Annotated in this window: 17 protein-coding genes and 1 tRNA gene; 7 read left to right on the top strand and 11 right to left on the bottom strand. The window is 41.8% G+C overall.

Annotated features, from left to right (window positions below):
- Nucleotides 1-50: 50 nt before the first annotated feature.
- Nucleotides 51-539 carry a TspO/MBR family protein gene (locus B0O44_RS22625; RefSeq protein WP_110834377.1) on the bottom strand — a complete coding sequence of 163 codons (489 nt, stop codon included), beginning with the start codon at nt 537-539 and terminating at the stop codon, nt 51-53.
- A gap of 101 nt (nt 540-640) precedes the next feature.
- A tRNA-Arg gene (locus B0O44_RS22620) sits at nt 641-712 on the bottom strand.
- Between the two features lie 245 nt (nt 713-957).
- Between B0O44_RS22620 and B0O44_RS22615 the strand changes: the two genes are divergently transcribed.
- Nucleotides 958-1,194 carry a hypothetical protein gene (locus B0O44_RS22615; protein ID WP_146229891.1) on the top strand — a complete coding sequence of 79 codons (237 nt, stop codon included), beginning with the start codon at nt 958-960 and terminating at the stop codon, nt 1,192-1,194.
- A 210-nt stretch (nt 1,195-1,404) separates the two neighbouring features.
- On the top strand, nt 1,405-2,778 hold the full coding sequence (gene mgtE / locus B0O44_RS22610; RefSeq protein WP_110834375.1) for a magnesium transporter: 1,374 nt from the start codon (nt 1,405-1,407) through the stop codon (nt 2,776-2,778).
- 77 nt (nt 2,779-2,855) lie between these two features.
- Here the strand turns inward: mgtE and ychF are convergent, their stop codons facing one another.
- Nucleotides 2,856-3,950 carry a redox-regulated ATPase YchF gene (gene ychF, locus B0O44_RS22605; protein WP_110834493.1) on the bottom strand — a complete coding sequence of 365 codons (1,095 nt, stop codon included), beginning with the start codon at nt 3,948-3,950 and terminating at the stop codon, nt 2,856-2,858.
- 127 nt (nt 3,951-4,077) lie between these two features.
- On the opposite strand from ychF, the gene B0O44_RS22600 reads away from it, so the two are divergent.
- Nucleotides 4,078-4,605: a DUF5362 family protein gene (locus B0O44_RS22600; RefSeq protein ID WP_170123394.1), complete on the top strand. Its 528-nt coding sequence runs from the start codon at nt 4,078-4,080 to the stop codon at nt 4,603-4,605.
- Between the two features lie 75 nt (nt 4,606-4,680).
- On the opposite strand, the gene B0O44_RS22595 is transcribed toward B0O44_RS22600, so the two are convergent.
- Nucleotides 4,681-7,098, bottom strand: a complete 2,418-nt coding sequence (locus B0O44_RS22595; RefSeq protein ID WP_110834374.1) for an outer membrane beta-barrel family protein — start codon at nt 7,096-7,098, stop codon at nt 4,681-4,683.
- A gap of 199 nt (nt 7,099-7,297) precedes the next feature.
- On the opposite strand from B0O44_RS22595, the gene B0O44_RS22590 reads away from it, so the two are divergent.
- Nucleotides 7,298-8,305 carry a sensor histidine kinase gene (locus B0O44_RS22590; RefSeq protein WP_110834373.1) on the top strand — a complete coding sequence of 336 codons (1,008 nt, stop codon included), beginning with the start codon at nt 7,298-7,300 and terminating at the stop codon, nt 8,303-8,305.
- Between the two features lie 38 nt (nt 8,306-8,343).
- A complete protein-coding gene (locus B0O44_RS22585; protein ID WP_110834372.1) occupies nt 8,344-9,087 on the top strand; it encodes a LytR/AlgR family response regulator transcription factor in 744 nt (247 codons plus the stop codon).
- Nucleotides 9,088-9,093: 6 nt separating this feature from the next.
- Here the strand turns inward: B0O44_RS22585 and B0O44_RS22580 are convergent, their stop codons facing one another.
- The 6 genes from B0O44_RS22580 to B0O44_RS22555 all read right to left on the bottom strand — a co-directional run bounded on the left by B0O44_RS22580 (nt 9,094) and on the right by B0O44_RS22555 (nt 17,613).
- Entirely contained in the window at nt 9,094-9,795 is a 702-nt protein-coding gene (locus tag B0O44_RS22580; protein ID WP_110834491.1) for a YgaP-like transmembrane domain, read from the bottom strand.
- Between the two features lie 154 nt (nt 9,796-9,949).
- Nucleotides 9,950-13,084, bottom strand: a complete 3,135-nt coding sequence (locus B0O44_RS22575; protein WP_110834371.1) for an efflux RND transporter permease subunit — start codon at nt 13,082-13,084, stop codon at nt 9,950-9,952.
- A gap of 27 nt (nt 13,085-13,111) precedes the next feature.
- Nucleotides 13,112-14,209: an efflux RND transporter periplasmic adaptor subunit gene (locus tag B0O44_RS22570; RefSeq protein WP_110834370.1), complete on the bottom strand. Its 1,098-nt coding sequence runs from the start codon at nt 14,207-14,209 to the stop codon at nt 13,112-13,114.
- A gap of 9 nt (nt 14,210-14,218) precedes the next feature.
- A complete protein-coding gene (locus B0O44_RS22565; RefSeq protein ID WP_110834369.1) occupies nt 14,219-15,490 on the bottom strand; it encodes a TolC family protein in 1,272 nt (423 codons plus the stop codon).
- Nucleotides 15,491-15,569: 79 nt separating this feature from the next.
- Nucleotides 15,570-16,928 (bottom strand): sensor histidine kinase, encoded by a 1,359-nt coding sequence (locus tag B0O44_RS22560; protein WP_110834368.1) that lies wholly within the window; start codon nt 16,926-16,928, stop codon nt 15,570-15,572.
- Nucleotides 16,929-16,932: 4 nt separating this feature from the next.
- Nucleotides 16,933-17,613: a response regulator transcription factor gene (locus tag B0O44_RS22555; RefSeq protein ID WP_110834367.1), complete on the bottom strand. Its 681-nt coding sequence runs from the start codon at nt 17,611-17,613 to the stop codon at nt 16,933-16,935.
- Between the two features lie 62 nt (nt 17,614-17,675).
- Here B0O44_RS22555 and B0O44_RS22550 point away from each other — a divergent pair, with 62 nt between their 5' ends.
- Nucleotides 17,676-17,939, top strand: coding sequence for a hypothetical protein (locus B0O44_RS22550; RefSeq protein ID WP_110834366.1), 264 nt, complete (start codon nt 17,676-17,678; stop codon nt 17,937-17,939).
- A gap of 44 nt (nt 17,940-17,983) precedes the next feature.
- Here the strand turns inward: B0O44_RS22550 and tatA are convergent, their stop codons facing one another.
- Nucleotides 17,984-18,220 carry a twin-arginine translocase TatA/TatE family subunit gene (tatA, locus tag B0O44_RS22545; RefSeq protein ID WP_110834365.1) on the bottom strand — a complete coding sequence of 79 codons (237 nt, stop codon included), beginning with the start codon at nt 18,218-18,220 and terminating at the stop codon, nt 17,984-17,986.
- Between the two features lie 298 nt (nt 18,221-18,518).
- Here tatA and B0O44_RS22540 point away from each other — a divergent pair, with 298 nt between their 5' ends.
- Nucleotides 18,519-21,713 carry a SusC/RagA family TonB-linked outer membrane protein gene (locus B0O44_RS22540; RefSeq protein WP_110834364.1) on the top strand — a complete coding sequence of 1,065 codons (3,195 nt, stop codon included), beginning with the start codon at nt 18,519-18,521 and terminating at the stop codon, nt 21,711-21,713.
- Nucleotide 21,714 lies beyond the last annotated feature (1 nt).

Here is a 21,714-nt window from a genome sequence, read left to right as displayed (position 1 = left end):
CCCTTTGTTAAGAATCTGTTTAAATTTATAAGTAAATGGAATGTAATTTCTTAATTTAAAGAATAAATACTGTAGGTAAGCAGTGTTGCAAAACTTACCCAAAGTGCATAAGGGATAAACAATAATCCGGCTGTTTTGTCAATTTTATAAAATACGCGTGCATTTACAATCAGCACCACCAGCAGGATTATAATTTCTATCAGGGCCAGGCCAATCCGGTGGGCATAGAAAAAAATAAAGGACCACATCAGGTTCAGCACCAGTTGGATCAGATAAATGGCTATTGTCCGGGGAAAATGAGCGATCTGCGATCTTTTTTTCCAGACCAGATAAGCAGAGACACCCATTAGTATATATAGAAGCGACCATACAGGGCCAAAAATCCAGTTTGGTGGATTAAAAGAGGGCTTGGCCAGGGTAGGGTACCATGTTTTTACCGACTGCATGGTGAGCAGGCCGCCCAGGACCCCAAAACCAAAAGGTATAATGAGGTTAATCACAAAGGGAATAAAGGAAAAGGAACGATTCTTTGTTGTCATGTTGAAAATTTTAACAATGCACCCGATTAAAATAAATTACAGCTTAAATGTAAGCGATTAAAGCAAAAACGCCTTAAATGTGAAGTTAAGGCGTTTTTTTGTGCTCTCGAAGGGATTCGAACCCCCATCATCAGAACCGGAATCTGACATTCTATCCATTGAACTACGAAAGCCAGTATAATTAAAGAGTTGCAAAAGTAGAAAAAATTCCAGTAAGAGCGAGAATTTCGCTGTAAATTTTAAATATGGTAATTCTTTTGGATGAGTTGTTGTCCTGCCCAGGCCGTTTAAAATGAAGTTCAGCGTGTATTTTGGCCGTTTGAGTGAATTATCCTTTTGTTTATTTGCTTATAAATCTGATCTTTACAAGACCCCGGTGTTAAACAATCTAAACAGGTTAAAAGACAAACAACAAAAAATGTATATAACGATTTTTAAAACTTCGGTGGTGGATAAAAATGCCTTGTTTGGGATCGGGCCCGAACTGGATGCTTATCTTAGTGTGGGAAACTGGTCTTTTGCATTTGAAGATACAGATAAGATTCTTCGGGTGGTTAGTGCTTCTCCCTGTACGCAGCAGGTGAAGCATATTCTCGAAAATTATGGTTTTTTTTGTGAGGAGCTTCCTTATTCCCTGGACGAATTTAAAGTTTAATATTTTATTCCTGTAAATGCGGAACGGCCTTGTGACCGGTGCCTTACATGTTGAAATTTTTCTTTTTGGACAGTTTATTGGCAATTGTTAAAAATAAACGTTCAAATGGAACGAATTTTGGGTAGTAAAAGGTGGAATTATTAAAAATAAAACCTCACTTTTGCAATCCTGATAAAGCAACAGAAACATGTAAAAAACACCCGCATATTTATGGAAGAATTGATTGTTGAAGAAGTAGTTGAACTGATAGATAAGGGAGACGATGCACAATTAAAAGTTTACCTAGATGATCTGAATATTTCAGATGTAGAACATCTGATAGACGAACTTCCCCAGTACGCTGTTAAATTTATAGATACACTGTCCATCAAAAGGGCGGTAAATGTGTTCAGAATCCTGGACTTTCCTACCCAGGGAAAAATTCTTAAAAAATTATCTGGTCCTAAGCTAACAGAGCTGATTAACCTGATGCCACCAGACGACAGGACTTCCCTGTTCAGTGAGCTTAAAGGTGATGCGGTTGCCAAGCTGATCCAGCTTTTGCCTGCCACAGAAAGGGTAGAGGCTTTATCTCTTCTGGGTTATAAAGAGGACAGCGTTGGGCGTTTAATGACCCCGGATTATGTTGCTGTTAAAAAGGACTGGACAGTGAGCCGGGTACTGGAGCACATCAGGCGTTATGGAAAGGATTCTGAAACAATCGATGTGATCTATGTGATTGATAAAGGTGGTGTATTGCTGGATGACATCCGGATCCGGGAAATATTGCTTGCGGATCCTGAGGCTAAAATCGGTGATCTTGCCGATAACCGTTCCATTGCACTGAATGTAAATGCCCCCCAGGAAGATGCCATTAATGTTTTTAGGATGAACAACCGGGTCGCTTTACCAGTGGTGGACGACAATGATGTTTTGCTGGGTATTGTGACCGTAGATGATATTCTTTGGATTGCCAATGAAGAGTACACAGAAGATATGCATAAAATCGGGGGTACCGAAGCCCTGGATGAGCCTTATTTGGATATGCCGCTTTTTGGACTGGTGAAAAAAAGGATCGGATGGCTGGTTATTTTATTCCTTGGGGAAATGTTAACGGCCACAGCAATGGCACATTTTGAAGCAGATATTGCTAAAGCGGTTGTGTTGGCCATGTTTGTTCCCCTGATCATTTCCAGTGGTGGAAATAGCGGCTCGCAGGCTTCTACTTTAATTATCCAGGCCATGGCCCTTGGAGAAATTACAGTAGCTGACTGGTGGAGGGTTATGCGCCGCGAAATCCTGTCGGGTCTGATGCTGGGAATAGCGCTTGGTGTTATTGGGTTTTTAAGAATATTTGTGTGGACGATGTTTTCGGACATGTACGGCCCACATTGGATACTGATTGGCTGTACGGTTGGGGTAGCCCTGGTTGGGGTGGTGCTTTGGGGTTCTTTGTCGGGGTCTATGCTGCCACTTTTACTTAAAAAACTTGGGGCCGACCCTGCAACTTCTTCTGCGCCGTTTGTAGCTACTTTGGTGGATGTAACGGGTTTGATTATTTACTTCTCGGTAGCAGTGATGTTCCTGAAGGGGGTCCTGCTCTAGGGTTTTCTGTAGATCTTTATATAAAAAAAAGCAGTTCCTGAAAGAACTGCCTTTTTACATTTAATTGTGTATGCTTTTTATACGTTGAAACGGAAGTGCATAATGTCTCCGTCTTCTACAACATAAGTTTTTCCTTCAACACCAAGCTTACCGGCATCTTTACAGGCATTTTCGGAACCAAGGGTTACAAAATCATTGTATTTTATCACCTCTGCACGGATAAAGCCTTTTTCAAAATCGGTATGGATTACTCCTGCCGCTTGCGGGGCGGTAAAACCTTTGGTAATGGTCCATGCCCTTACTTCCTGTACACCAGCGGTAAAATAGGTATATAAGTCCAGTAAACGGTATGCCGCACGGATCAGTTTATTGACACCAGATTCCGTTAAACCCAGGTCGGCCAGAAATTCCTGACGTTCTTCATAACTGTCCAATTCTGCAATTTCAGATTCTATTTTTGCAGAAATGACAAGAACTTCTGCGTTTTCATCTTTTACAGCTTCTTTAACCCTGTCTACATAGGCATTTCCATTAATAACGGAGTTTTCATCCACATTGCATACATACATGACCGGTTTTTGGGTCAACAAACCCAGGTCCTGAATGAAATCAAAATCATCGGCTTCCACAGCTGCAGAACGTACAGATTTACCACTTTCCAGGTGAGTTTTTATAATGCTCAATACGTCAAAAGTCCGTTTGGCATCTTTATCGGTTTTGGCCATTTTTTCAACCTTCTGGATTCTTTTGGTTACTGTATCAAGATCTTTCAGCTGTAATTCTGTATCAATAATTTCCTTGTCCCGGATCGGGTCTACCGAGCCATCCACATGGATGACATTGCCATCGTCAAAACAACGCAATACGTGTATAATGGCATTGGTGGCCCTGATGTTTCCCAGGAACTGGTTACCTAAACCCTCACCATTTGATGCACCTTTTACCAATCCTGCAATGTCAACAATTTCAATAGTATTTGGGACCACCCGGTTTGGTTTCACCAGTTCTTCCAGTTTGGTCAGCCTGTCGTCGGGAACCGTAATTACCCCGATATTAGGCTCTATTGTACAAAAAGGGAAATTTGCTGCCTGAGCTTTTGCGTTTGATAAACAGTTAAATAAGGTAGATTTTCCAACGTTTGGTAAACCCACTATACCACATTGTAATGCCATGAATAGATTTGTCTTAATTTGGCGCAAAGGTATCAAATTTTTTGTAATCTGCTGTTCAATATACTTGCGCGGAAAGTAAAAATTATTTATGTTTAGGGAAATTATCATTTAAATTATCACCTTCAAAATGGAAAACAACGAAGAACCACAACCGGAATTTACTCCTCAGCAACCCGTTCAGCCTATAGAGGTACATGCTGGAACAGCAGTACATCCGGAGATACAACTGATAGTTACTGAAGACATCAGGAGCTATCTTTATGACATGGCCAAATGGACAAAATTTTTAGCTATTGTTGGCTTTATCATTACAGGGCTAACCGCAATGGCTGCTTTTGGAATGGGTGCGTTAATGTCTGCACTGGCTAAAATTAACCCGATGATGCCCGCTTTAGGTTCAGGGGTTTTAACCGTATACTTTTTGCTAATTGCCCTGCTTTATTTTTATCCGAGTTTATTGATGTATAAACATTCTACTGCAGCGTATAAAGCAGTATTGTATGGTGATCAGCTGAGCTTAAGTGTGGCGATCAAAAACTTAAAATCTTTTTTTAAGTTCTGGGGCATACTGATGATTGTGGTGATCGCGTTATATGTGCTGATCTTTTTACTTGCCATTGTAGGCGGTATCACGGCAGCGAGTATGGGCCACTAATTATATAAATAACATAAAAATGCCCCCAATAAGTGTCTAACTTTTTGGGGGCACTTCATTACCGGCCTTTTTTATTTACTGACCAACACGGCCTTCTTCTTCACTTGTGCCTGTTTTTCTATTGCGGGCAGTTTTGAGTTTCATGTTTCCAAATTTATAAGAGAAACTTAAGGAAACCCTTCTGCTTTCCCATTCATTTTGCCAGTAGGTATTTACATTGTTGTATTGCAGGATCCCCCGGAACCGGCTTGTTGCAAATACGTCGTTCACTTTAAAACTTAAGGTGGCATTTTTATTCATTAAGGTTTTCTTTACGCCAACATTTAAGGTATAAGCTGCCAGGGTTTTGAACAATCCTGAAACAGAAGGGGAATTGTAAGAAGTATAAATGTTTAGTACATAGTCTTTTGGCAAGGTAAAATTATTGTCAGAGCTGATGGACCAGGACCAGCGGGAAAAATTGTAATTACCACCCTGAACGGCAGATCGGGTTCGGTCAAAAGCAATGGAAAGGTCATTATTGGTGTTCCACCATTTGGTTACGTCAAATGGGCTTCCTGTTGCAAAGTAAAGACTGGTGGTTTGCCCGAGGTTTTCGTACTTGCTGATGCTCTGTTTGCTCACATCATTTTGATAGATGACCGTTGTTACGTCCTGATTGGTTTTGGCATAACTGATGTTCAGTATCCTAAAGTTTTTATAGCTGTAGTTCAGTTCATAAGAGTTGGAAAAGGAAGGCAGGAGCATCGGATTACCCTGAATGGCAGTGTAAGGATCGGTGTAGAAAGCAAAAGGATTCAGGCTGCCATAAGAAGGACGGTTGATCCTGCGGGTATAAGAACTGTTGAGCAAATGATCTGCCGTAACTTTCCAGGTCAGAAAAGCGCTTGGGAACAATTGCAGGTATTTTCTGGAAATATCTGAAACGGTTCCTGAAGAACTTCCGTTTCCAATGGTCTGTTCTGCCCTTAAGCCTGCTTTGAGCTCTACTTTGTCAAAGGATTTACTGAAAGAGGTATATAAAGCATTGATGTTTTCCTTGTACAGAAAAAGATTGGTTCTCCGGGGATCCTGGATCCAGCCCTGTGTTTTGAGTGAATCGAATTTAAGGTCACTTTTGGAATCTACCCAACTGCTTTTCCAGCCTGCTTCCATGAGCAGTGATTTCGAAAAAGGATGTTTGTAATCAATTTTTAAAGCGTAAATGGAAACAGACCCATTTCCGTTATTGCGTAAATCTATGGCGGGACCAGCCAGGTTGTTGTCTGCGGTGAAGTAAGTATTTACAAAGGTTTCATTTTTGTTGTTGTTGTAATTTACATAATTGGCATCGAAATTCAATTCGCGTCCGGTTGTGTCTATTTTAAATCTGTAGTTAAGGTTAAAAGCCGAATTGCCACTTTGGTTGCGCTGAGGGTTGGACATTTCTACCCGGCCTGCCTGCTGGCCTGCTGCGTTGTAGTTAACAGAATTACTGTTAACCATTGTTTTTTCGGGCTCTGTAAAACCTTTAAACTGGATACCCAGGGTATGTCTTTCGGTCATGAAATAATCGGCACCGGCAGCATAATTATAAGCCATGCCTTGAGGGTGCCAGTAATTTACCTGGTTGAATTGTTCATAGCCAATTTGACGGTTCATGGTCAGTCTGTTGTAAGAATTGTAACGGCCTGCACTTAAACGTACATAAGTACTTATTTTTCCTGTATTGTTGTTGAGCAAGATGCTGCCATTGGCTTTTTCGTATTTACCCTGGCCAATACCGGCGGTCACACTGCCATTACTGCCCTGCATTTTATTGCGTTTTAAAATGATGTTAATAATACCTGCTGAACCTGCAGCATCAAAAGAGGCCGGAGGATTGGAAATGAGTTCTATTTTACTCAATACAGATGCAGGCAGCGATTTGAGATAGGTATTTAACTCTGTACCGCTCATGTAGCTCATTTTTCCGTCGATCATTACATTTACCCCGCTTTTACCTTTGAAAATCAGGTTGTCGTCTTTATCCAGGCGAATACCGGGCGCTTTTTGTAAAACTTCGAGGGTATTGTCTCCAGCGGTGTTCATTTGTTCTACATTCAGAACAGTGCGGTCGGCCTGATAGTTCACAACAGGAAGTTTATGCTGAATGTTGACTTCGTTTAAAGTACGGACATCTGCACTTAAGGATAGGGCTGCTAAGTTCAGGTCTGTATGTGCAAGCAGGAAGGGCTGACTTTGACGGGTGGTATAACCCACGGCAATGACTTTAAGTATGTATTTTCCTTCCCGGACATCGATGAAGGTAAATTGACCTTTTTCATTGCTCATTTGCACACCGTTTTTGAGGGAGTCTGGTAGATGAATGAGCAATACCGAGGCAAATGGGAGCGGCTGGCCGTTTGTTTTTTCTATAATGGTCCCTTTTACCTTTGCGGACTGGGCTGTTGCGGCTGAAATAGAAATCAGAAAAAGGAAAAGGATCAGGCAGGATTGGTATAAAGTTTTCATAATTGTGTTTTGTTTGCTCAAAGGTGCTAAGGAGCAGAAAGCATCTAAAGAAAATGATCCCAAGGCCCGGAATTATTATCCGAAAGGTGTATACTTGAATATTGGCCCTTGATATAGAAAAGTGAGGGGTTGGGATAAAAAAAACAGAGGCTTGAATAAGAAAATAAAATGCAAGACCTGGTTTTAGTAGTTTTGAAACATGAGCAAAAAAAAAATTATTCTTATCCATGTCCTTTGCTGGACCCTTCTGATTGCCTATTTTTTTCTGGGCGAGATTATTTATGGAGAAAGAGACCATTATTTTGGCTATTCGATGACTGTGGTCCAAATTGTGGAGTTTTACGTGTGCTATCTTTGGGTATATCCCCGTTTTCTTAAAAAGGGAAAAATTCCCCAGTTGATAGGGGGACTGGTGGTGGCGATGGCCAGTTTTATCTTTTTACGCTATTTTATAGAACAAATGCTTTTTCCTAAGTTTTTGGGGATCAGAAACTATCCCAAGGCTACCCCGCTCTGGTATTACATTAAAGACAATTTATATTTCGGTACTTCTTATATTATGATCTCTGCTGCAGTATGGGGGACCGAGCGGGCCTTTAAGACAGAAAAACAGGCAAAACAATTAAAAAACGAGGCCATAAAGGCTGAGCTTTCTTTTTTAAAGTCGCAGATTAACCCTCATTTTTTATACAATACCCTAAACTATATTTACTCCCTGGCCATTCCGGTTTCCGATAAAATGGCTTCGGCGGTATTGCGTTTATCTGACCTGATGCGCTATACCCTCACCGAAAGCGCGGACGGGAAGGTAAGCCTGGTACGGGAGGTAGAGTATATGGAAAGTTATATAGAATTGTTTAGAATGCGTTTTGACCCTAATTTTTTTGTGGAATTCACCACAACGGGGATTAGTGAACAACAGCGGGTTTCTTCTTTGATCCTGATCCCATTTGTGGAAAATGCCTTTAAACATGGTCTGGTTAATGATGCAGGTTTTCCTGTAAAAATCCATCTGGAAGTTTTAAATGGCAGGCAGCTGGTTTTTACAGTGCTCAATAAGATCAGCCATCACCAGAAAGACAGGTCCAGTGGTATAGGGTTGCTGAACATTTACCGCCGACTGGACCTGATTTATCCGCAAAAGTATGAGCTGAATATAGACAATGATGGAGCGTCTTATCAAAGCAGGCTGCGCATTGAGCTTTAAATTGTTTACCTTCAAAAACTCCAAAAAACCTTTACCAGATGATCCGTTGTATTGCTGTTGACGATGAAGCTTATGCTTCCGAAATATTGGCCACTTATATAAAAAGGGTCCCGTTTTTAGAATTGGTTGGGACAACAACCAACCCCTTTGAAGCTTTAGGACTGATCCAGGATGGAAAGGTAGACCTTGTTTTTCTGGACATCCAGATGCCGGAACTGACCGGGATCCAGTTTCTGAAAATATGCGGGAACAAGTGCAAAGTGGTATTGACTACAGCCTATCCGGAATATGCCCTGGATGGTTTTGAGCACGATGTGATTGATTATTTGCTGAAGCCCATTCCTTTTGAAAGGTTCTATAAGGCTGCGCAAAAGGCACAAACGATCCTGGAGCCGGCAGTGTCTGCTGCAGGGGCAGGGCAGAGGGCAGAGGGAATATCTGCTGTTGCTGCAAAACAGCCCGTACAGGATTATATTTTTGTGAAGGGGGAAAGTAAAAATAAATTCCTGAAGGTCAATTATGAAGACATCCTGTATATAGAAGGTTTAAAAAACTACATTTCCATTTATACACCTACACAAAGAATTGTAACGTATCAAAGCCTTCGGGATCTGGAAGGCCAGCTGCCACGGCCACCTTTTTACAGGGTCCATAAATCTTATATTGTTGCCCTGGATAAAATCAGGCTGGTGGATGGAAACAGCATTTACATTGAAGACAATTCGATCCCAATAGGAGAGACCTACAGGGAAGAGTTTTTTAAGCTGATCCGTGAACGTTAATACAAACTATATAAAAACGGGTGTCCGGTTTTCGACGTTGTACTTAAAGTTTTTAATTTCCTTTTTTAACAATTGTTCGAAATAAGGGTTTAATAATTTTGACAGGCCAATACCTAAGCCGCCGCCAGGGGGGTGGTAAGAAAGGACTATTTTGAGCAGGGTAATGTTGGGGTCTGCAGTTTTTTCAAATTCTACGCGGCCTACATGTCTTAACAAGCTGTCTTTGGTAGCTCTCCAGCCAATTAAATGACCGGGCTGGTCTTTTACAATTTGCGCTTCCCATTCCATAGAGAAAAGGTTGTGCAGTATGCCGGCTTTCCAGCTGGACAGTTTTTCATCCCGTACCTTTACATTTAGCAGGCGGTCAATATGGCCGCTCAGGTTGTTTAAGTTTCTCCACTGGGAATAGACTTCTGCAGGCGGGAGTTCTATTTCAAATTCACCCCTGATGTTGATGGCATGTGGTTTTTTTCCATTGATGCCCAGATAGTCATATAGAACGCAATTGCCGGTGAAACCCCGGTAAGCCAGGTAGGCGCCATAAAGAAACCTGCTCCGGAACGGATTTCCGATAGAGCGGCCCATGAGTACGCCACCAAGCAGCATAGAAATGAGGCGTTCATTTAGGCCAACATTTTCGTAGTGCTGTCTTTCGATAGAAAAATTTCCTGAACGGGCCCTGGGGCTGTGTAACTTCAACTCTGCCATTTTCTTTGGTTTATTTACAATAAACACCCAAAGGGCTGCAGTGTTTTGATGCGGATAAAAAAATGTGTTTGATAGGGAACGCTCAAGATCTGCCAATCTTTGAGCGCCCCTACAAACACTACCTAACCAATTGGAACTTCTCCCAATGATGTTTTTATGCCTCTGATGATGGTTTAATCAGTTGCTTTACTTTTTTCTGGTAAGACCAGTAGAATACGATAGGATATACAAATAAACTAAACAGGGTATTGGTAATCAGACCACCAATGACCACAATAGCCAGTGGTTTGGAAGCTTCAGAACCGATTCCTGTAGAGAGGGCTGCAGGCATCAGACCAATGGCCGCCATTAAGGCCGTCATAATTACCGGTCTTAAACGGGTGGCCACCCCATCTTTCACTGCATCTGCGAAAGTCCATGTCGGATGGTGTTTCAGGTCTGCGATGTTGCTTTTGAAGCGGGTAATGAGTATGACCCCATTTTGTACGCAAATCCCAAACAAGGCAATAAAACCTATCCCCGCTGAAATGTTAAAGTTCACATGCGTAATCAGCAGGGCGAAAATGCCACCGATCATTGCAAATGGGACGTTGTTTAAAACCAGGAGTGAATCTTTTATATTTCCGAAAAGAACAAACAGGATAAAGAAAATGAGCAGTAAGCTGATTGGAACAGCCTGGGATAACCTGGCCGTAGCACGTTGCTGGTTTTCAAAATCCCCGGCCCATTCCAGTTTATAGTCTTTGGGCAATTTGATCTGGGCATTTACTTTTGCCTGGGCTTCGGCGATGGTACTGCCCATATCCCGTCCGCGGATAGAAAATTTAATGGCACCATATCTTTTATGTTTATCGCGATAAATAATACTTGGACCGGTGATTTTACGAATGGTGGAAATTTCACTCAAAGGTACCTTTGCGCCCGAGAGTGTAGGGATGCGAAGCGCACCGATAGAAGCTTCATCTTTTCTGAAATCTTCCGGATAACGGATCCTGAGGTCAAATTTTCGCTCTCCTTCATAGATTTGTGTAGCGGCCTTACCGCCAATAGCCATTTCAATAATGGAATTGGCGTCATCTGTTCTTACCCCATACAGGGCCATTTTACTTTGATCGAGGTTGATCTGTAATTCCGGCTGGCCCAGGTTTCTTAAGATTCCAAGGTCTTCAATGCCATTAACCGTTTTGAGGATGTTGTATATTTTCTCCTCGTGTTTTTCTATGAAATCATAATCATTACCAAACATTTTGACCACGATAGAGCCCTTTACACCCGATACGGCTTCTTCCACGTTGTCCGATATGGGTTGTGAAAAGTTTAGGCTGATGCCCGGAAAGCTTTTCAGCTTTTGTTGCATTCTATCAATCAGCTGCTCTTTGGTTTCCTTGCGTTTCCATTCCTCCTTAGGATAAATATCGACCAGAAATTCCATGTTGTAAAAACCCGTAGCATCTGTTCCGTCATTCGGGCGCCCGGTTTGGGAAATAACCTGTTTAACTTCTTCAAAACTGAGGAAGATTTTACGCATCTCATTGGACAGCTTTTTTGTTTCAGTGAGCGAAACACTTAAAGGGGCACTTGCCCGGACATAAATAGAACCTTCATTCAGGCTGGGTAAAAATTCTGTACCCAGAAATTTAAAACTAAACAGACCAATGACCAGTACAACAATAGAAATGGTAAAAGCCAAACGCCGCGCTTTAAAACAGGTATTGTACAAGCTCATGACACCTTTAGTGAGGTATTCCAGAAAAATGTTGTGTTTTTCTTTTACATTTTTGTTGAGCAGGACACTGGCCATTGCCGGAACCAAGGTAAAGGTAAGCAATAAGGCACCCAGAAGGGCAAAACTTAAAGTCCAGGCTAAAGGAGAAAACATTTTTCCCTCTACTTTTTCGAAAGTGAAAATGGGCATTAAGCCGGTAATGATAATCAGTTTGGCAAAGAAAATACCTTTGCCATTTTCCAGACAAGCCTTTTTGATGATCCCCAGTTTACTCATGCCGTTGAACTTGTCCATTCCGTTTTTATGGGAGCTGTAATCCAGGGCCACAAAAATCCCTTCGACCATGACGACCGCGCCATCTATAATGATCCCGAAATCTATGGCGCCCATAGATAAAAGATTGGCCGACATGCCCTTTAATTTCAGGCAGATGAATGCAAATAACAGGGCCAGAGGAATAATCAGGGAAACAATTAAGGTGGTCCTCCAGTCTGCCATAAACAGAAATACAATCAGGGTCACAAAGATGATCCCTTCCAGCATATTGTGCATCACGGTGTGCGTAGCGAAGTTCACCAGGTTCTCGCGGTCATAAAAAGCACTGATTTTCACATCACCCGGCAGGATGTTATCGTTCACGTCCTTAATTTTTTCCTTGAGGTTATGGATCACTTCACTTGGATTTTCACCTTTACGCATCACCACAATACCTTCTACCACATCGGGGTCACGGTCCCTGCCTACTTGTCCTAACCTTGGTAAAGCAGACTCTGTTACTTCTGCAATGGTTTTGACATAAACAGGGGTGCCGTTAAAGTTGTCTACAATGATGTTTTTAATGTTGTCAATGTTGTTGAGCACGCCAATTCCCCTTACCACATAGGCCTGACCGCTTTGTTCAATAACATCGCCACCGACATTGATGTTGCTTTTGGAAACGGCATCAAAAAGCTCTGTGGCGGTAACCCCGTACTGTAATGACTTTTGTGGGTCGACGGTGATCTGATAGGTTTTAACTTCTCCTCCAAAACTCACCACATCTGCAACACCAGGCACCGAGAGCAGTTCTCTTTGAACCACCCAGTCTTGCAATGTTTTGAGCTCCCGGACAGACTTCTTGTCGCTTTTAAGGGTATAGCGAAAAATTTCACCGGTAGGCCCGTAAGGAGGCTGAACCTCTGGTTTTACCGAGGCCGGAAGATCGGCTTCGTCGAGGTGGTTGTTGACCTGTACCCGGGCAAACTGGTAATCGACATTGTCTTCAAAACTGATTTTAACAACTGATAAACCAAATAAAGAAGAAGAGCGAATGCTTGTTTTTTTCTCCGTAGGGTTCATTGCAATTTCCAGCGGACGGGTTACAAACTTTTCGACCTCTTCTGCACTCCGGCCCGGCCATTGGGTAATGATGGTAATGTTGGTATTGGTTACATCGGGGAAGGCCTCGATGGTTGTATTTTTAAAACTTAAATACCCGGCCAGAATCAAAATGAAAGTGGCAAAGAAGATAAAATACTTATTCTTCAGGGCAAAATTTATGATGGACTTAATGAACTTATTCATTATTGAGGATTAAAAGGTGAAGGAATATTAAGGTTTCAGACTGTCGTACAGGAACAGTTGCTTGGAGGCCACCACACGGTCGCCTGCATTCAGTCCTTTACTGATATAAGCCTTATCCTCGAATTTTCTGCCGATCTCCACTTCCTGTATCCTTACTTTTTTGACCGGGTCCAGCACAAGCACATAGTATTTATTGTTGTCGAAAATGAGGCAATCTGTATTCACCACCGGCAAACTTGCACCATTTTTTGTAGCGATTTGTACAGTTGCCATCATTCCCGGTTTGAGCAGATAGCCAGGATTGTTGATGACCACGCGCGCGTTCATTACCTTACTATCGTTGTCCAGCATATTGTAAATTTTGCTGATTTTGCCTTTAAACTGTTTGTCCGGATAGGACAGGATTGAGATGTTTACTTCATCCCCTTCTTTTATTTTTGAAATGTCCGACTCATAAATGTTAATCAGGGCCCATACATCAGACAGATCTGCTATTGTAAACAGGTTCTGGCTGTTGTCTGGCCGTACCTGCATGTTGTCGGTTACATTTTTATCAATCACAAAACCGGAAATTGGCGATTTTAGGGCATAAACTCCATTTTTGTTGCCACCATTCAGGGATAAAATCGATTTGCTCCTTTTATCTTCTGCCTGTTTGACGGTCAGGTCATTTTTTGCCTGTTCCAGTTCCCTTGCAGAGGCCAGGCCACTTTTGTACATGTCTTCGGCAAGTTTTGCATTCCGCTGTGCATTTCTTAATTCTGCAGAGGAACTGATGGCTTCTTTATCAAAACCAGCCATTTCTGCACTGGTCATGTTGGCCAGCAATTGTCCTTTTGTTACCCGGTCTCCGAGTTTTACAGGAGCTTTCTGTACCCGGCCGCTCACCATTGGGTAAATTTTAGCCATTTTTTCTTCATTGGCTGTTATTTTTGCTGAAAAATTCAGGTCTGCCTGGTTGTTTGCGCCTTGTACGGTATCTATCTGCAGTCTTTTAATCAGGGAGTCTGTAAGTACAAATTTGTCTTCTTTGGGGGCTTCTTTACTTTGTTCAGTACAGCTTTGTAAGCAGATAAAAGCAGTGATGGCAGTCATTGCTCCTAAGGTCTTGATGATGTTATTCATTTGTTTGCGTTATTTAAAAATGGTGGAACCGGTAACAAAATTGATTTCTTCCTTTGAATTCATGCGTTGGAACTTCAAGGTATTCATTTGCAGGGTGCTGGCTTTATAAGAGTCATAAAAGTCGAGGAACTCAATTAAGCTGATGTTCCTGTTTTTAAAGTTTTTGATTACTTCAGCAATAAGCTTATCAAAGTCTGCATTGAAGTTTTTATCGAAACCATGGTATAAATTTTCTGTTCTCAGGGCAGAAGCATAACTATTGTATACTTCGTTTTCCAGTACAGCTTCCTGTTGTTTCAAGTTGGATTTTCCGGCATCTATGGCAATTTTGGCCTTTTTGATTTCTCCCTGGTTCCGGTTAAACAAAGGAATGGGAAGTTTTACACCAATACCTGTATATTTTTCCGGGTAACTTCCCTTCAGGTCATAGGTAAGGGACAGCTCTACATCGGGAATGGCATTTGCTTTTTGCAGTTTCAGATTGCTTTCGGCGTAGGCAATACCGGTTTTTGCCAGTTGAAGGTCTGCGCGGTTGTTGCGGGCAGAATCCAGTAAGTTGATGTAAGCCTGTTTTTCGAGCTGGTAATTTTGTTCTTCCTCGGGGGAAACCACCAGTACCAGATTGGCTTCTGCTTTAATATTGGTTAGCAATTTAAGTTGGGTCTGAAGATCCTCTATGTCATTCATCAGGCTGCTGTATTCACCTTGCAGGCTGTACAGGAGTGATTTGATCCTGATGATGTCTTTCATAGCCACATTTCCCATTTTCAACTGTTGCTCGTTTGCACTGAGCAATAGCTTTAACGAATTGATTTGCTGCTGGTAAACTTTAGCCGATTGCTGATCATAATACGTTTTGTAAAATGTAGAACTCAGGTTGAATTTCAGGGTGCGGATTAAATCGAAATACTGGTATTCGGCCAGTTTAACCCCCGAATTGGCCACCTGAATGTTTTTGTTCCTTTTGCCTGCAAGTTTAATCATCTGCGACAAGGCAGCCTGGTATTGACCGGTGGCACTATTGGTTTCCAGGAATTTTTTGGTGTCTTTGTTGTACAGGAGGTTTTCGTAGCTGATTTGAGGGTTGTCAAATAACCTGGCCGTAATGACATCAGCCCTGGCCTGATCGACCTGGTATTGCTGCGCAATGAGCTGGTAATTGTTCTTGACAAAAAGCCTTTCGGCCTCCGGGAGACTTAATTTTAATGAATCGGTTTGGGCCGACGCACCGGATGCAAGGTATAGCAGTACCAGGCATCCTAAGAGTTTTTGAAGTTTCATTGGATGGTAATCATTTTTAAGATTAGCCAAACCTAGCCCAGTGGCATTAAAGTAAAATTAAAGCAAAATTAAAACGGGATTAAAATTTCGGGAAAAACACCAGGAAGCTTGTACCTATACCTTTTTTTGACGTTACAGTGATGCTACCATGATACATACTGATGATTTTATGGGCCATATACAGTCCCATTCCGTTTCCTGCGTGTTCTGCTTTCCCGGAAGAACTGTAGAAAGGTTTAAAGATATGCCCGATCTGACTTTCGTCCATTCCTGTTCCCTTGTCTTCAATATAAATATGAATGCCTTTGTCGTTAATGTCAAGAATGCATTTTACGGCTTGCTGATCTGAAAATTTGAAAGCATTGGAAATGATGTTGTCCAGTGCAATTTGTAACAGAGTAGGGTTGCAGGCAATGCTCAGGTGTTCTTCTTCCATTGGCAGATCGCGAACTTCAATTAATAACTGATGCGCACCGTTTTGGTTCCATTCCTGTTGCAATTTCCAAAGAAGTTCATCAATACGCAGCACAACCAGGTTGGTTGCTCCGTATTCCAGATCTGTTTGGGCGAGGTTAAGCAGGCTGCTGATGATTTTTTCCAGCTTTTCTGAATCTTCCAGTACTGCCTGTAATGCTTTTTGATAATCTTGCTTACTCCGTTCCTGGGACAAGGCAATTTCTGCCCCTATGATCATCCGGGTAATCGGGGTCCGGAGTTCATGGGAAGCATTGGCGACAAAGGTTTTTTGCAGGATGAAGGATTGTTCAATATGCTCCATCAGGTTGTTGAAATTTTGGGCCAGCAATTGGATTTCATCTTTGTTGTTGCCTTCCTGGACCCTGAAATAGAGATTGTTGGATTTTATGAGCTTGACCTGACTGATGAAGACCTCTAATGGCTGAAGTATCTTTTTTGCGATCCAGCGCGCGGACAACAGCAGGCCGATAAAGATGATCAGGAAAATGACCAGCATAATTTTCCAGAGTTTGTCGATCCTTTTTTGAGTGCTCTGGTCTATGGCAGAGGCCAGGATGACAAAATTCCCCTGGTTGTCTTTATAGTAAATGCCAACGACCTGTCTTTGGCCGTCTCTAAAATTGATTTTTTTTAGACGCCTTACTTTTTCTATGGTTTCGATGTTCCAGTACTGTTGGTCATCTCCAATAAAAGTTGCATCATTTTTATCGTTGTAAATCCGGATCACTTCCCCGTTTAATTTTTCCAGATATTGTGCCCTTACGCGGCTTAAAGAGTCACTGGAGATTTCATCTGCCTGGAGGTACAATTTTGCCGTAACCATCGTCCGGTCTGTAAGCCGGGCAAAAAATTCGGCCTGCATAAACTTATGGAAGGTAAAATAAACTGTAAAAAGAACCCCTAACAATACCAGTGTACTTATTAAGGTGAAGTACAATGCCAGCCGGTCTTTGATTTTCATCTTCTTATAGATCTTTAAGAATATAGCCCATTCCTATTTTAGTATGAATAAGACGTTTGTCAAATCCCTTTTCGATTTTTTTTCTTAGAAAATTCACATACACGTCAATGACATTGGTGCCGGTATCAAAACTGATGTCCCAGGCATTTTCAGCAATGTATTGTCTGGAAAGCAACCTGTTTGGATTTTTAAGGAACAGCTCCAGGAGGGTGTATTCCTTGGCCGTCAGTTCTACTGGTATTCCAGCCCTTTGTACAGTTTTGCTATAGGTATCAATCGTGATGTCCGCAAAACTGAGTAGGTTTTTAGGAGCAAAATTTTTGTGACTGCGTCTAAGCAATGCTTCCAGTCTGGCCAGCAGTTCTTTAAAATGAAAGGGTTTGAGCAGGTAATCATCTGCGCCCGAACCCAGCCCGATGACTTTGTCTTCAACAGAGCCGAGCGCAGTTAAGATCAGGATCGGAAGGTCTTTGTTTTTGTTTCTGAGTTCCCTGCACACTTCAATTCCATTTAAGCCAGGCATCATAATGTCCAGGATGACCAGGTCGTATGGATTTTTTTGAAATTCCTCAAGAGCAAGTTTTCCGTCAGGTACAGCGGTTACCTCATACTGATGCTCTTCCAGACCGGTTTTGATCAGGCTTGCTATTTTCACATCGTCTTCTGCCAGTCCAATTTTAAACATAGAGACAAATATAACGGAAAATCTGTGTTTTAATTTCGCCGGATTTGTCTTTAATTTGGGCCATGGAGAATGAATTCAAAAATCCTTATGTTTTATTTAATCAGGAAATTTTAAAGGATTGGAAAGAAAATGGGGTAAAGTATATTAAGGTGGTAGAACTTGAAAGTGATTTGGCGGTTAAGTTTTTTGAATTGATTCCAGATTCCGAAATACCAGATACAGCCGAGACAATTTACAGCATACATTCAGAAGATGTTTCTGAGCTGCTGGAAATCAACAGGCACGTCAAGTTTTTAGTTCACGAGATTTATCTGGAAGAAGATTAATTTGAAAACCTGCAGGTTTTAAGGCTTCAGACCAATTATGGAAATCAGGAAGCCTTTTGCTCTTCTGTGTTAGTAGCTGCCGGTTTTTCTTCATCAACGGAATTGATGTTCCGATGAATTTCTCTTTTTACACCTTCAGAGGCATCTTTAAATTCACGGATCCCTTTGCCCAGGCCTCTTGCCAGTTCCGGAAGTTTTTTTCCGCCGAATAATAAAAGGACAACCACCAGTATGAGCATGATCTCCCCACCGCCCATATTTAAGAATTCTAATAATACCATGTCTTTTTTTTCTTAAAAACAAAGTTACATGCCTGAAATTAAACGGGGATTAAAATGCCATTAAAATTAATTAATAGTGTATGTTTATATAGGGACCCGGGTTAAACTTAGGCCTCTGTTTTGAAAACGGAAATAATCAAAGCTCTTTTGATGCTTGTCTCTGATAGGTGGCCTGATGTTACAGTTTTTTTTGTCATTTTTTTGTAATAAAATATTTGTTGGTTAATTGTAAAATATTGTAATGTATCAAAATTGTTATATTACTGACTCAACTATTTATTAACCTAAATCTTTTTTTATGAAAAAACTCCTACAGAGTTTGTTCCTCCTGCTGCTGCTTGCAGGTTTTGCGAAGGCACAGGAAAGAACAATTACCGGTACAGTTACGGGCAAAGAGGACAACCTACCTCTTCCGGGTGTGACCATCCGTTTTAAAGGTGCCCGGGGTGGCACTCAAACCAGTGCAGATGGCCGGTATTCGGTCAAAGTTCCTGCTTCAGTAACCACCATTGAATTTTCTTCATTAGGTTACATTTCCCAAAGCAGGGAAATTACCCGGTCGGGTGTCATTAATGTTTCATTGGAAAATGAAGCAAAAACCCTTAGTGATGTGGTCGTAGTGGGTTATGGAACCCAGAAAAGGGGGGAGATTACCGGAAGTACTTCTTCGGTAACCGGGGCTGCAATTGCAGAAAAACCCATTCAAAGTCTAGAAGCCGGCTTGGCAGGAAGGGCCTCAGGGGTGCAGATTACGGTTCCCTCGGGCTTGTTGAATTCTGCACCTGTGTTTAGAATCAGGGGTACAAATTCTATTTCTTTGAGTTCCCAACCCTTATTTGTTATTGACGGTATTGTAGCAACCCAAGGGGATGCTGCAAATGTGGGTAGTCTTACTGCTTCAGCTACGAACCCCCTGGCAAGCATAAACCCCAATGACATTGAGAGTATTGATATTGCCAAAGATGCCGCCTCAACCGCAATTTATGGAAGCCGTGCTGCAAACGGAGTTGTATTTGTGACCACTAAAAGAGGTAAAACCGGTGCCCCAAGAATCAATTATGATGCCTGGGTAGGCTGGTCGAGCCCATACAGATTGCCAAAATTACTCGACGCCTTTCAATATACCGATTACAAAAATGAAGCAGTAGCGAATGCAAACGCAATCCGGGCGGGAAGCGTAAATATTACGGTTAATGGGGTTTCCCAGCTTCCGAAGTTTGCTTTGACAAACGGACCTGACGGGCAACCAATTAATACCAGATGGTATGACTATGCTTACCATACGGGTTTTTCCCAGACCCATAATGCCAACGTTTCAGGGGGAACTGAAAGTACAAAATACTATATGGGGCTTGGTTATACCAATCAGAATGGTATTTACATCAAAAACAGTTTTAAAAGATTAAATGCCGTTTTTAATGTAGACAGCAAGATCAATGATTATTTGAGTATTGGTGGTAAACTTTCTTATTCCAATGAAAAAAACCTTGCAGGGATCAATTCGGGGTCTACCTATGGTGATGCCTACGGTACTTCCGGGGTGGCCAGAACCGCTTTAGTTAATGCGCCGAATGTTTCTCCTTTTAACAATGATGGCAGTTATAACCTGGGGGCCACATTTGTAGGACCAATGAATAATGTGGTTAGTGGCGGTCAGGTGGGTTTTTACAACTTTGCGCAAGTTTTGGCTTTTAACAGGGAAAATAATGAAACAGACCATATGCAGTCAAATGCTTATGTTCAGGTTAACCCTTTTAAATGGCTGACTTTAAAATCCCTGTATGGAATAGACAATATTAATAGCGATAATGATATTTTTTACAATCCGGTGCATGGGCCCGGACAGGGGGTGAGCGGAAATGGAATTGCCATTTTCAGGAAAAGAAAAAACTGGATGTGGACCAATACCGCTCAGGCCAATTACAGTGTAAATGATCATAACTTCAATTTTTTAGTCGGTCAGGAACAACAAAGGAATACGGTACAGGGTTATGGTATCGACCGCCAGGGGCTAACGGATCCGGCATATACAAGCGTAGAAGCTGGCTATACCCTGAACAATGCGACAGCAATGATTTATGGTGAAAATTACCTGCTGTCTTATTTTGGACGTTTGAACTATAATTACAAGGGTAAATATTTTTTAAGTGGAAATCTCAGACAAGATGAATACTCTGCACTTGGTCAGAAAAAAGGAACTTTTTGGGGTGCTTCAGCTGGTTGGGAAATTAACAAGGAGGATTTCTGGGCAACTTCCGGCCTGGCAAATATTTTTAGCAGTTTGAAATTAAGGGGGAGCTACGGAAAGGTAGGGAATATTGGAGGGATAGATAATTACGCCACATTTACGACCCTTACTTCTGGTTTGTATGGCGGCACACCGACTTCAATTTATAATGCCACAGGTAACAAGGCTTTAAAATGGGAAACCAGCAAAAAGACAGATATAGGTGTGAATTTTGGCGTTCTTGACAACAGGATTACTGCCGAAATTGCCTATTACAAAAATAACATCGATGGTTTGATTATTAATGTGCCACAGGCGCCTTCTGCGGGTGTGCCTTCGAGTATTTTGCTGAATGCAGGCTCTATGTACAACAAAGGTTTTGAGTTTAATATTAATGCCGAACCTTTGAGGTCCACAGATTTTAGCTGGAACTCTAATTTTAACATCTCTTTTAATAAAAATGAGGTTACAGCCCTGGCTCCCGGACTAAATGAAATCATTTTTGCTACAGGAAGTACCACTACAGGAGAGAATGTAAACAGAACTGCGCCTGGTTATTCTATCGGTTATTTATATGTAGTGAGAACGGCGGGTGTGGATCCTGCTACGGGTAACCGGATTTTTTTGAATGCCGCAGGAAGGCAGGTGACTTACCAGCACATTGTTCCAACGGGTCAGTCCAACTGGAAATATTTGGATAACGGGTCAGCTGCACCTGCGATTACGCAAAGTGCCGATGCGGTTATGTATAAAAACTCTGCCCCAAAAGTTTATGGTGGATTTGACAATACCTTCCGTTATAAAGGTTTTGACCTGAACGTAATGCTGACTTATCAATTGGGTTTTTATGTTTCTTATGGAACAAATGCCGGTTTGCATGATCAGCGTTTCTGGAATAACGCTGTGGATGTATTAAACCGCTGGCAGAAACCAGGCGATGTAACCAACTTCCCAAGAGCGGTGTACGGAGATAATGTTTCTTATGGCAACACCATTCCTTTGGACATCAATGTTTTTAAAGGAGACTTTTTGAAGCTTAGGAATGTTTCTTTGGGTTATAATATTCCAAAATCGGTTCTGGCTAAAGTGAAAATCAATAACCTGCGGGTATATGTAGCCGGTCAGAACCTGGCCATCATTACCAAATACCCTGGACCGGATCCGGAGGTTTCCTCTAACGGATTGAATTCTGCTGGTCAGGGTTCCGACAGAAATGCAGGCCCTAATGCAAGAACGTATACCATTGGTCTTAACATAGGTTTTTAAC

This window comes from Pedobacter nutrimenti (assembly GCF_003208655.1).
GTDB lineage: Bacteria > Bacteroidota > Bacteroidia > Sphingobacteriales > Sphingobacteriaceae > Pedobacter > Pedobacter nutrimenti.
The sequence above is the reverse complement of the archived record's forward strand: the minus strand, read 5'-3'. Positions and strand labels throughout refer to the sequence as shown.